The organism is Paenibacillus sp. N119s (assembly GCF_059447605.1).
Window position 1 is genome coordinate 15,064 of sequence record NZ_JCAJRU010000031.1, and the last position, 12,822, is coordinate 27,885.

At 50.3% G+C, this 12,822-nt stretch carries 7 protein-coding genes; 1 reads left to right on the forward strand and 6 read right to left on the reverse strand.

Annotated elements, in window-relative coordinates:
- Positions 1 to 7: 7 nt before the first annotated feature.
- The 3 genes from addA to AC5V8P_RS06215 form a co-directional block, all read right to left on the reverse strand.
- Positions 8 to 4,027 carry a helicase-exonuclease AddAB subunit AddA gene (gene addA / locus AC5V8P_RS06205; RefSeq protein WP_064796024.1) on the reverse strand — a complete coding sequence of 1,340 codons (4,020 nt, stop codon included), beginning with the start codon at positions 4,025 to 4,027 and terminating at the stop codon, positions 8 to 10.
- Positions 4,024 to 7,590, reverse strand: a complete 3,567-nt coding sequence (gene addB, locus AC5V8P_RS06210) for a helicase-exonuclease AddAB subunit AddB (RefSeq protein ID WP_064796023.1) — start codon at positions 7,588 to 7,590, stop codon at positions 4,024 to 4,026. The genes addA and addB overlap by 4 nt, the downstream gene beginning before the upstream one ends.
- A 240-nt stretch (positions 7,591 to 7,830) precedes the next feature.
- Entirely contained in the window at positions 7,831 to 9,210 is a 1,380-nt protein-coding gene (locus tag AC5V8P_RS06215) for a class I SAM-dependent rRNA methyltransferase (protein ID WP_064796022.1), read from the reverse strand.
- Between the two features lie 137 nt (positions 9,211 to 9,347).
- On the opposite strand from AC5V8P_RS06215, the gene AC5V8P_RS06220 reads away from it, so the two are divergent.
- On the forward strand, positions 9,348 to 10,370 hold the full coding sequence (locus AC5V8P_RS06220; RefSeq protein WP_064796021.1) for a Na/Pi cotransporter family protein: 1,023 nt from the start codon (positions 9,348 to 9,350) through the stop codon (positions 10,368 to 10,370).
- Here the strand turns inward: AC5V8P_RS06220 and AC5V8P_RS06225 are convergent.
- The 3 genes from AC5V8P_RS06225 to AC5V8P_RS06235 all read right to left on the reverse strand — a co-directional run.
- A complete protein-coding gene (locus AC5V8P_RS06225) occupies positions 10,360 to 10,794 on the reverse strand; it encodes an NUDIX hydrolase (protein WP_064796020.1) in 435 nt (144 codons plus the stop codon). The two genes, AC5V8P_RS06220 and AC5V8P_RS06225, sit on opposite strands and share 11 nt — an antisense overlap.
- A 100-nt stretch (positions 10,795 to 10,894) precedes the next feature.
- Entirely contained in the window at positions 10,895 to 12,238 is a 1,344-nt protein-coding gene (gene mtaB, locus AC5V8P_RS06230; protein ID WP_063210079.1) for a tRNA (N(6)-L-threonylcarbamoyladenosine(37)-C(2))-methylthiotransferase MtaB, read from the reverse strand.
- 1 nt (position 12,239) lies between these two features.
- A partial coding sequence (locus tag AC5V8P_RS06235) for an RsmE family RNA methyltransferase (RefSeq protein ID WP_495473580.1) occupies positions 12,240 to 12,822 on the reverse strand: 583 nt, incomplete at its 5' end.

The window sequence follows — 12,822 nt, forward strand, 5'->3', positions numbered from 1 at the left end:
TTTATAACTATAGCTGTACACTCTCCCCAGCTTCTATAAAATACAACCATTTCTCAGCAACCTTTTTGCCTGTAATCTCTTCAATCACTCGGGCATACAGCTCCAATTGAAAACGATATTGGTCTGTTAAGTGTGATAGCGTACGATATTCGGATATCCGATCTGTTTTATAATCCAGCAGCACAAGCCCTTCGGAAGTTTCAAACAGACAGTCGATGATCCCGTTCATCAGCACTTTATCGTCCTGTCCGCCTTCCGTAACTGTCTTCTGTTCAGGCAGCACCGCGGGTAAGCTGTGGTTCCAGTAATCGGTGGCCCGCATAGCATAAGTAAACGGAAGCTCACGCTGAATTCGGGATGAATCCAGCATTCTACCTCCCAACTCACTAGTGAAAAACCTTAAAATTTTATTTGTATCCAACACCTTTGCATGAACATCCAGTAAAATGCGCTGATTCAGCAAACGTGCCTTTGTTTCCTCAATGACCTCAGCGCTCATTACTCCATCTAGGGGCAAATGCAGCATCAACGTATGATAGACCGTCCCTCGTTCCGTAGGAGTCAGCCGCTGATTGCCCATAAACTTAGGTCTGCGCAAGTGTAATTGACTGCTCCGAGTGTCAGAATCTTCACGATCCTCCGGTAAGTCCACTTGTTGGGAGACAGAAGATAAATTCAGCCAATCGTCCGATCCGATCTCCTGCATTTCCAGCCATCTTTTCATCTCCGTGACCGATGTATTGGCTGCTGTCTTGCCGGCCCGTTCATACGGGTAGGTCCAAGAAAGAGCACCGGCAATATCCGTTTCACTCTCTTCGGTCAATTCAACTGGCTTCGCACTTCTCAGTGCTTCTGTTTTCTTTTGCCGCTCTTCAGCCAACACCTCTTCTTGATTCGAGTTCACACGAGAGCCAGAAAGTGTTTCTGAGGCCACGATTTTAAATAGCCAGTCCGCCCCTGGCATGTGCTCCAGCCTGTGATAGTACCCATCCTGATCGCCTGCTGCTTCCCTCAGCGAGATCGCAGACGGATGCCGAATCAACGCAGGACCTACCCAGTCCAGATAGCTACGGCCTGCCGCCAGCACATAGTCTGGTAATACTGTATCCGCATGCTCCTTGACACGTGCCCAGCCCGCTGCGCGGGAAGCGAGATCCTTCACAGTTCCGGTCATAATCAGCTTTTCACGTGGACGCGTAAGCGCTACGTATAGCACTCGCATTTCCTCGGCTAACAGTTCCAGCTGTGAGCGTCGACGGATCGCTAGATTAGGCAGCGTTGGGTAGCTGACCCGGTTTTGCTCCTCCACATATTTAGGACCAAATCCCAATTCCTTGTGCATAAGAAACGGTGCATTCAGATCCTGCTGATTGAACATTTTTGCCGTCCCCGCAATAAAAACAACAGGAAATTCAAGTCCCTTACTTTTATGAATGGTCATAATGCGGACAGCCTGATCGGGCTCAGCTCCCCCGCTGATCGATCCTAAATCACCGCCTCGCTCCCGTAAACGAGAAATAAAGGTCAGGAATCGAAACAAGCCTCGGTTGGACGTAGAAGTCTCATACTGTCTCGCTCGGTCATATAGGGCCCGCAGGTTGCTTTGGCGCTGTGAGCCCCCAGGCAATCCACCCACCCAGTCTAGATATCCTGTTTCCTCCAGCACATTCCAAATCAATACACTTAAGCTGCCTTGTCTGGCTTCCTGCCGCCATGCGTCCAAATTACGCAAAAAAGAACGTAATCGGGCAGACAACGTATTCTCGTCATCCCTATGGACAGGGTCAAGTGGAGCTAGCGAGTCCTCAGTGAAAAGATCCATCTCCATAACGTCAGCAGAGGTCCCTTTTACACTCTGCTCGACTTGTTCATTCTCTGCTGCCGCCAGCAATGCATCATAAAATAATCCATCCGGCTTCTCTAGCCGAATTTGTGCCAGTTCATCTTCGGTCAAGCCGACAATTGGCGAACGAAGCACAGATGCAAGCGGGATATCCTGCTGCGGATTATCAATAATGTGCAGTAGGGACAACATCACCTCAACTTCTGTTGCTTTAAAAAAGCCCGTCGTCTGCTCTCCCGAGGCAGGAATGCCCTCAAGCCGCAGCTCCTCGACAATTAGGGGAGCCCAAACGCTTGCTGAACGAAGCAAAATGACAATATCACCGTAGACTGCTGGACGCATCGCTTTTAATCCTCTGTCGTAAATCAACAGTGGTTGTCCAGTATCTCCAGTCAGCTCCTTGATCCGTTGCGCGATTGCACGGGCCTCTAACTGAGCCGTTTCAAGCTCAGCAAGCTCGGCCAGCTCACTTTCCTGCAAAGCCGATTCGTCCCCAGTTTCAGGCAACTCCGAAGTCTCGGAAAGACCACGCCCGCCTTTATCAACTAACAGCAGCTCAGGTGCGTATGCAGACACAGCGTCCTGCTCTGCCTTCTCGGGATAGGACGCGCCGTGTACGAGCCACGCTCGTTCATCGTACTCAATTTCCGCTACATCCACACTCATAATCTGGCGGAACACCAAATTGACTGCATCGACAACTTCCTCCCGACTGCGGAAATTACGCGCCAGATCAATCAAAAAGCCATCTTCCTGATCCTGCATGCCGTACCGTTGATACTTATTCAAAAACAGCCCTGGCTCGGCCAGTCGAAACCGATAAATACTCTGTTTCACGTCTCCCACCATAAAACGGTTACCCGGTTCCTCACGTGATACTAGCTTGACAATATCCTCCTGTACGGTATTCGTATCCTGATACTCATCCAGCAGCACCTCGTCGAACTGCGCCTTGTATTCAAGTGCAGCATCGGACGGCAGCAGCTTGTACGGCGTAGAGTCGGGATGTCTTAATATTTTCAGACAATAATGCTCCAAATCTCCGAAATCCACCAATCCTTTTGACTGCTTGTGCTGTTGAAATCGTTCCCCGAAAGCAATCACGGTTTCTACCAGTTCGTCCATCAGAGGAGCCGTTGCATGCAGTTCTTCCAAATAAGCTTCTGCTCTCCTACCGAACAGGGAAGCCTTCATATCCGTAACCATTTTTTTGGCGGCTTCGCGTAACGTCTTAACCCGCTCCTGTAATGCAGGCTCAGTTTGATCTTTTTTGACCGGCTTGAGCTTACCAAATGACGCTTCTTGAAAATGATCATACAGGGACGCCCATGGCTGTGTTTCCAGTGCCTGCAGCAATTCATTCACCATCGCCGCATCTTCTAGCAGCGTCATGGCATATGGCGCAGGACCGCCGGGCTGGATAGCTGTTTCATGCGCCTGTTCGAGCAAACTCGCTGCTCCGCGCAACGAAAGGGCAGCATCCGCCAAAATACTGCGCACCCAGGGAGTCTCCCCCAACGCAGCTACATCCTGTACACGAAATGCTGCTGCCGTCTCACGCAGCCAATGTTCCGGCCAAGGATGGCTTTGCGAAAAATCGTACAGCCGCTGGACAAGTACATACATTGCATCATCGGTGCGCTCTCCACTAAACCAGTCGACCAGTCTGCGAAATGTGCTGCCTTCATCATGGGCCTCATATTTTTCCTCAAACAGTTCTTCTAAAAGCTCTTGACGCAGTAATTCTGTTTCATGCTCGTTCATAATCCGAAAACTGGGATCAAGAGGAATGGCCTGATAATGCCTACGAATAATCTCCATGCAAAAAGAGTGAAGCGTCGTAATCGAAGCCCGATTCAACAACGATAGCTGGCGGCGCACATGTTCACTTTCCGGTTCCTGTTCCAGCACACGTTCCAGTGCTTCGCGTATCCGTTGACGCATTTCAGCGGCTGCAGCCTTCGTAAAGGTCGCTACCAGCAACCGATCCACACTAAAGCCGAGCTGGGGGTCGATAATTTTGCGAATAATACGCTCTACCAGCACTGCTGTTTTACCAGAACCCGCCGCTGCCGCAACCAGCATGTTGTTACCAGACTCCGAAATGGCACGCCACTGATCATCGCTCCACATGCTTCCTTCTGGCTTGGGCAAGCCGCCTTTAGCGTTTGACGTGCTTATCATTGCTTCATTCCTCCTTTCCCTTCCTGTGTATGGCCGAGCAGATCCCAGACCTGATCCTTACCTGGTTTAACCCATTGATTGTAACCACTGCCTTCCAGACTGTCGTCAAATTGACAAACAGGCTTAAAAGAGCAGAAAGTACATGCCGTCTCTTGCTGGATACGATAAGGTTCAATGGCCACATCGCCCTCTGTCATCCGTGTACCAATTGTCCGAATATTGTTACGCACCGAAGCTAGCAGGCTATCCCACTGTTCAGGCGAAGCAACGGAAGCACTGCTGTAAAAACTGCCGTCTGCTTTCACCGCGACAGGTAAAATAGAGGAATATCCCTTGTCCAATGCTGTATCCATTTGCCCAACTACATCCCGATCCGCGAGCAACAATCCCTTCATCTTAAAACGTTTCAAAAGCTCCTGACGAGCCTGTTCTGCGCTAAGGCCATTAGGTGATTGCAGCATCGGATTGTGGACGTGAAAATACAGTGTACCCGCCGGATAAGCAGTCTCGCCCAACCATTCCTCCGCTGCATTCAACAGCACGTCCAGATAGGTGAGCATTTGCAAGGACAAGCCATAATACACCTCATGCAGCTTAAGATCCTTTTGGCTGGACTTGTAATCAATGACACGCAGAAGCAATCCTTTTTCTCCTTCTGCCACATCTACACGGTCAATCCGGCCGACAATTTCCATCACAACACCGTTATCTAACTGAAAGCTTAACGGAGGAAGCGGCTGACCCGGTCCGAAATCCAACTCCAGTCCAATCGGCTCAAAGCTCCCCCTCCGTGCATGTTCACCCAAAATTAACGAAGCACGGCTCACGATGTCTTTTAACTTGCGTAAAATATAGCCATACCGCTTGGAGCTCATTAAAATCTCGCCTTGCAGGCGAGGAGCCAGACGCTCCACCGTACTTTCTGCCTCTCGGCGACATTCCTCGGTGGTAAGGCTTCCCCAGCTGACATTGCGTTCACGCAGATTGATCGCCATCTCACCAAGCGCTGCATGGAATAATTGTCCGATATCCGGGGCCTTCAGACGATACATTTGACGTTCCTTCAAGCGAAGACCATGAGAGGCAAAGTGCGAGAATGGACATGCGACAAAGCGTTCCATACGAGATACGCTCGTGCGCAGCTTGCTGCCATATAGACGGCGACTCGTTTCCTTCTGCATTTCGGCATGGTTCTCGTAAAATAGCGAGGTCAACAGCTGACGCAGCTTGTCCTTCTCATGTCCTTGCTGATTGGCATACCAGTTATATACCTCCCACCAGGAAAGTAAAATATCACCACCACGCCGCCAATGACGTAATTGCGCGATGAGCTGGGGCAAAGCCTCAGACGGATGGGAAGCATACTCCCATTGCGTCGTCCAAGCGTCTCCAGGCAAAGGATATCCGGCCAGTGGGCGTTCGTCCAGATCAGGAAACAGTTGCCGCACATGTCGTACTAACTCTGACGGCAGCAACGGCTTGCCTTCTTCATCAGTCACCGCATAGCTCATCCACAGGCTTTTACCGGCAGAGGTAAGGGCCGTATAAGCAAGAAACCGTTCGTCCAACAGACGTCTTGTCATATCTGGCGCCAAGTCTACACCTTGTTCGTTTAATGCCGTACGTTCCTGCTCATTCAGCACACCATCCTCATGAAACACAGCCGGCATTACACCTTCATTCATCCCTAGCACAAAGGCATGTTGAATACCGGATACACGCGTACGGTCCGTGTTCCCGACGAGAACCTGATCCAGAGCTGGCGGAACAAGTCCCATACGGAACTCAGCCAATCCCGTTTCCAGCACACCCGCAAACATAGAAGTATCCAGTCTCTCATCACCCATCATTTCGACGATTTGATCCAGCAATTCAAGCACCGCATCCCATACCTGACGGTGCTCCTTCGCCTGCTCGGGATTTCCTGCTTCCTCTGCCTGATGAATGAAGGTGTCCAGCTTGTGACCGATTTCTGCATCCTCCAGCAACAAATACACGGCCTCACACTTCTCAAGTGCCGTTCGCGCCTTCCCCATACGCTTCTCAAACGTATGTAGAGGCGTCACGATCACATCTCGGCACAATTCCATCAAATCCAGCGTTTCATCCCGTTGACGATTCCGTTCCTGCTCCTCCAGCTCCAATGACAAGCTGGGTACAGCCTGCCATGGTCGGCCATCTGTCCAACGGCTGCCTTGTATTCCACAGGCCAGCACATAGTTTTCCAGACGGTCCATCTGTTCACGGCTCACTCGACCGTCCAGCGGCAACAGAAGATCTGTTTTGACCGCACGAAATACATCCTCATATCGCCAGCGTCGCTGCACGATATCCAGTGAAGCCCGAATCAATTCCACTAAGGGATGATGAAGTATGCTTCTCCGCTGATCCAAAAATACAGGAACCTCATATTGCTTGAATATCGATTCCACCCAAGGCTCATAATCTTCTATATGACGCACAAACAGGGCCATCTCCCGATAACGCGCGCCTTCTTCGCGGGCCAGGCGGCGCATTTCGCGTACGGCTCCTTCCAGCTCGGCGCGGCGATTTGCCGCAGCATACAGTTTTATGCCCTCTGATTGCGTATCTGCCCATTGCTCTCGTAGCTGCTGAAGCCGTATCCGGCGTCCCGGATTCCGCAGCCCTGTACGATGTTCAAAGTTAGCCTCCAAATACGCCAACGCTGGACGCTCCTTAAACCGAGGCATCGGATCAGGACGTAGTAACTGCGTTTGCGTTTCAATCATCAGCTCCTCTGCCATTCCTTTCAGCTTGACGTAAGTAGCCGCCGAAGGATGAAACAAATCCAGCTCATGCGGAAGTTGTCCGCTTTCGTAGCTGCGGTTACAGGTCAACGCCACTGTCAGCGAAGAGGCGTGCAGCATAAGCTGCTCCACTACCTTGTATTCATGGGGTGTAAACCGCCGATAGCCATCCATCCAAATGTCTGCTCCGCGTACAAGTGAAGACTGTGCAATCTGTTCTGTCAGCATACGAAGTGTATCTTCACCATCGATATATTTAAGCGTCAGCTCCCGTTCAAAATCCTCATAGATTAGACTGATATCCTTAAGCTTTCCTCTTAATATCGGAGCGGACTCCCCCGCAGCATGCATTCTCTCCAGTTGCTCCGGTACAGACCGAGCATCATTTCCGTACTGCTTTAGCTCCGTAAACAATGTATTCAACCGATCTACAAAACCGAGCTGGTCTCCCGAATCCTTAAACAAACTCAGTTCATCCTTGCGACGGCGAATAATTTTATATAAAAGCATCTTCTTGCCTTCTTCTGTTACAGGTACCAGTGCTGAACCGCCTGTTTCCTGCATGACTAAATAGGCAAGACGATGGAATCCCATCACCTGGGCGCGCACCGACCCCTGAATACCGTTTCCAGCTTCGGTGAGCAATGCATGCTCAGAAGCAAATGACGATTGCTCTGGTACAAGTAACAGCATGGGCTTACCCAGCGGCTCTTCGCGTAACATAGACGTCATCTCATGACGGATTAACGTACTTTTACCACTACCAGAGCGGCCAATCAATAAGCGGACCGACATGATGCGGCCTCCTTTCCAACCCAAAAACATTCTATTAAATAGTATAGCATATCAGGCAAGGGAAAAAAGAACGTACGTTTGCCATGTTGTAGCAATTGATCACTTCTCAAAAACAAACAGTCCCGCAGGTTGGCTTGATGCAAGCCTTCTCTACAGGACTGATTTTTACTAAAAATAAGTTTGTTTCACCTATTTATCTTTATCGTCTATAAGTCGCTTAACTTTGACAAGATGGGATACCTACAGCCGTGTCCGACTGCGCACCTCAAAGATGGCAAATTTCAAATAATGACCTTCCTCCACACCCAATATTTGAGGATGATCCTTACCTGCCGCTCTCCAATCTACCAGTCGGAGGATTTTTCCAGCATCTGCTGCCGCTTCCTTAATCGTGTCCAAAAACAGCTCCGGCCGCATATGGAACGAACAGCTCGCGGTCACCAAATAGCCGCCCTCGTTGACGAGCTTCATTCCGTGAAGGTTGATATCTTTATATCCACGTATAGCTCCTTTAACAGCATTCTTCGTTTTGGCAAAAGCTGGCGGATCGAGAATAACCACGTCAAAGGTGCGTCCGCCACCCGCAGTTAGCGGCTTGGATGTATCTCCTTTGCCCCCTGCTCGCGCAGTGCGTTCCTCTACACCTTTCACCTGATTGCGCAAATATTGAAAAGCATCGTCGACGACAAACTCGACGCGGTCTTCAAAACCGTTCAGCTTGACATTATCTCGAGCACTTTCAATCGCATGTTCCGAAATATCCAGACAAGTTACTTTTTTCGCACCATGTTTACACGCATTGAGCGTAAAGCTGCCTGTATGTGAAAAGCATTCCAATACGGTTGCTCCGTCCCAGAATGGGAACTCAACCACCTTACCACTTTTATTCATAGGCTTCAGGACCGTTGTGCCGTCATCTCCTGGGTTTGCAGCTACTTCCTGTAACGTTATTCCACTACGCGCTCCCCAGCCTCTCATCAACGGCGCAATGGCCGCACGATTTTCACGCTGGTCAAAGAAATAGCCTGTCTTCTGCCCCTCTACGATATCGACCTTGATTTGCAAGCCGTTTTCCGTCACCACTACATGTCGCGGACAATCACCGTACAAAGGCCCCTTCGTCTGTTCCAATCCTTCCAGCTCGCGGATGGGCACATCACTACGCTCATAGATACCAACTGGTCCCATGACTTCAACAAGTGCATCTCTGATTTCTTCCCTGCGCCGATCCATGCCAAGCGTTAACAGCTGAACGACCAACACATCACCAAAACGGTCTACAATCAGCCCAGGCAAAAAATCAGCCTCACCATACACCAAACGATAAGCATTTCCCCCGGTTACAAAGCGTTCGCGATGCTCCAAACAATTGCGGAAACGTTGGGCGAAAAAGCTTTGGTCCATCTCTTCCAGCGGCTCATAGGACATCACACGCACTGTTATTTGTGAGGCAGGATTATAGTAACCTGTCGCCAAATAACGCCCTTGATGGTTAAGGACGCTGACCAAATCACCTGCTTCCGGCTCCCCCTCAACCTTGGCTATTTCATTTTTAAACACCCAAGGGTGTGCTTGCTCCAGCCTTTTTTTGCGGCTGCGTTCTAATATTACTGAAGGCAAAATCCTTCACTCCTATTCTTGGATTACAAAATTATCGTTTCGTAAAAAAAGAGCACCGCCATGCTTGTCATGGCTGTCCTCGGTAAATCATAGGCTGTTACATAAGTATTCTCACCTAGAAAAGGGGGGCTATGCCCGTGTTCATACATGTTATACTCCCACTATGCGGTGGGCTGCTTATTTTTTTAGGCGGAATGAAGCTGATGGAAGCTGCCCTCCAGCATTTGACCGGCCCCTTCCTTACCCGCTGGCTGGATCGGGCTACCGTTTCCCCTTGGCGGGGGATGCTGTTCAGCTCAGGCATTACCGCTCTACTGCAAAGCAGCACCGCCGTAACGGTGCTGACGATCGGACTGGTCAACGCTGGACTGTTGACCTACGGCCGCACGCTCGGCATCATTCTTGGCACCAATATCGGCACCTGTCTGACGACCGAACTGATGGGGCTCCAGCTTGGCAAGCTGGCTGTTCCGTTGCTATGCGGGTCACTGCTCTGCTGGAGCGCTGCCGTTTTGTGGGGAGAAGCGGTCCCCAGCCATCAGTATGCAGCTGCCGGAGCTTCATCCGGCCCCAATGGGCTGAGCCGCCCGCAGGCTGTCCAATTTATAAGCCTCGTCTTTGCTGGATTTTCGCTGGTTCTGGCAGGTATCCGCGTGATGCAAACCGTCGGCCCCTGGATTGAGCAGGCCGGACTATTCCGCTGGTTTCTGGATCACGCGGCAGCCAACATGTGGTGGGCCTTCGCTGCTGGAGCCTGCCTGACCGCACTGGTCCACAGCAGTGCAGCCGTCATCGGTATGGCAATCAGCCTTGCTGCTGCGGGTGCCTTGCCAGTCGATGTAGGGATCGCCATCGTTATCGGCTCTAATGTAGGCACCTGCGTAACTGCCTTGATTGCCGCTGTTGGCGGCAGCGTATCAGGCAAATTTGTAGCCTGGTCCCACGTGCTGCTGAACGTAGGCGGAGCCTTGCTCTTTATGCCGTTGATTCCCGGGCTGGATATGGCTGCCACCTGGATATCTACCGAGCCCGGGGCCAAGGTAGCGCATGCCCAAACCCTGTTTAACGTCATCAGTTCTCTGCTTGCCTTGCCTCTCTGTTATTTACCGGTGTGGACACGTATAGAGGAGCGTTTGTCACCCCATAAGATTAAACGTTAATTCCTAGCATAGACAGCGCCTTGCTTAGAATGACATCATTGTTGTCATATCCGCCCTGACGCTGAAGACGCCATGCTTCTTCGGGCGTATGCCAGGCAACGCCTTTGATTTCTTCGATCTGTGCCTGTAAATCTCCATCCAGTGCCTCTACGAGATAATAATGAACTTCCTTGTCCACTTCACCATATTCCGGGTGCTGGTACGTATAAGCAATCATATCCACATGCTGAATAATCCGGCCGTTCAGCCCTGTCTCCTCACGAATTTCACGTAAAGCTGTTTGTTCGATCGTTTCACCCGGCTCCATTTTGCCTTTAGCCAAGGATGTCTTGCCATAGCGGTCGGTAATGAGCTGAATTTCAAGCTCTTCCCCCTGTTTGCGAAACACTACGCCACCTGCGGAAATTTCCTTTTTTGCTGCCATCCTGTAATCTCCTTTCCTTGCGCAACAAGGATTCCGTCCTCTCTGTAAGGAAAGGCGAAATCCTTGTTGGCCATCACTATTGCCTGGTCAGGCTCTTTTTTTACAAAGCTGTTTGCAGCCCATTTTCCAATACGCGGACCAATTGACCTTCACTTTCATTAATGCCTGCCTTCGTCAGCTTTACGCGGCACACCTTGCCAACCAGATCCTTATTACCTTCAAACACCAGTTGAATGTAATTGTCGCTATAACCGTAAAGTATGCCGCTATCTTCGGTCCCTTTAGGGGCTACTTCCGGAATAACCTCCAGCACCTGACCAACAAACTTCTCAGCATATGCCAGCTGCATTTGCTCTGATAGTTCAATCAACTCACGCACACGCGCATTTTTCACGTCCTCGTCCACCTGATCCTCCATACGTGCCGCAGGTGTTCCAGTACGCTTGGAATACGGGAATACGTGCATCTCCGAAAACCCGATTTTTTTCATCAACTCATAGCCATTACGGTACATTTCGTCCGTTTCCCCAGGGAAGCCGACAATTATGTCTGTTGTAATCGCTACATCTGGCATTGCCTTCCGAATCATAAGCATTTTGTTATAAAACTCTTCCGTCGTATATTTGCGGCGCATCCGTTTCAACACCGTATCGTCCCCTGCCTGAAGCGGTATGTGGAAATGGCGAACCAGCTTATTAGAGCGATTCAGCACATCCAGCATTTTTTCATCAATCTGGCTGGCTTCAATCGAGCTGATCCGAATACGTTCCAGCCCCTCTACTTTCTCCAGATCCCACAGCAGATCGGACAGATCATAATTATCCATATCGTCACCATAACCACCGGTATGGATACCCGTGAGTACGATCTCCTTGTAGCCTGCATGCACCAACTGACGCGCCTGTGTGATAATGCTCGCGGCATCACGGCTGCGCGATAAACCCCGCGACCACGGGATAATACAGAAGGTGCAGAAGTTATTGCAACCATCCTGAATTTTTAGAAACGCACGCGTATGATGAGCAAAATCAGGCACATCCATTTCCTCAAACACACGGGTCTTCATTATATTACGCACCGCGTTTACAGGTTGACGCGACTCTTGGATCTCCTTCACAAACGGAATGATCTTATCCCGATCCTGCGTACCAATAACAAGATCCACACCTGGAATATCCATAATTTCAGCTGGAGAAGTTTGAGCGTAACAGCCCGTCACCGCCACAATGGCATCCGGATTTCGGCGAATCGCGCGACGAATGATCTGACGGCTCTTTTTGTCACCAGTATTCGTAACCGTACATGTATTAATTAAGTAGACATCAGCAGTCTGCTCGTCAAAATCCACCTGCTCATACCCTTCTTTTTTGAACAGCTGCCAGATCGCTTCTGTATCATAAAAGTTTACTTTACAGCCTAATGTGTAAAATGCCACTGATGGCATATTAAACCCCTCCCATTTCTCCTGTCTCATATAAAATGCATGCCAATGCAACCATACCTGCGGTTTCAGCACGCAGAATACGTCTTCCCAGTCCTGTAGACTGTGCCCCGGCCTGCTCGGCCTCCAGGCTTTCCGCTTCGGTAAAACCGCCTTCCGGGCCTACCACCACCAGCACACGCGGCTTGTCTGCCGACTCCCATTGTTCTGCGAAAGGTCGGATTACATCCCGTAGCTGCCGACCCTGCTCTTTTTCATAACAATAACATATCAAATCATACCCAGCAAAAGAAGCCAGAAGTTCTTTCCACGTCAGGGGTGTGCTAATTTCCGGAATCCGGTTGCGATGGCTTTGCTCAGCCGCTTCCTTCACAATCTTGCGCCAACGCTCCAGTCGCTTGCCTTCCTTTTTGGCATCATATTGCACAACTGTACGCTCGGATAAGAACGGTACAAAACCGGTGGCTCCGATTTCTGTACATTTTTGCATCACCGTCTCCATCTTGTCCCCTTTAGGAAGACTCTGCGCAATGGTGATCTGAACATACGGTTCAGAGGTCATCTCCAGTGGCTCGATGATCGTCGCT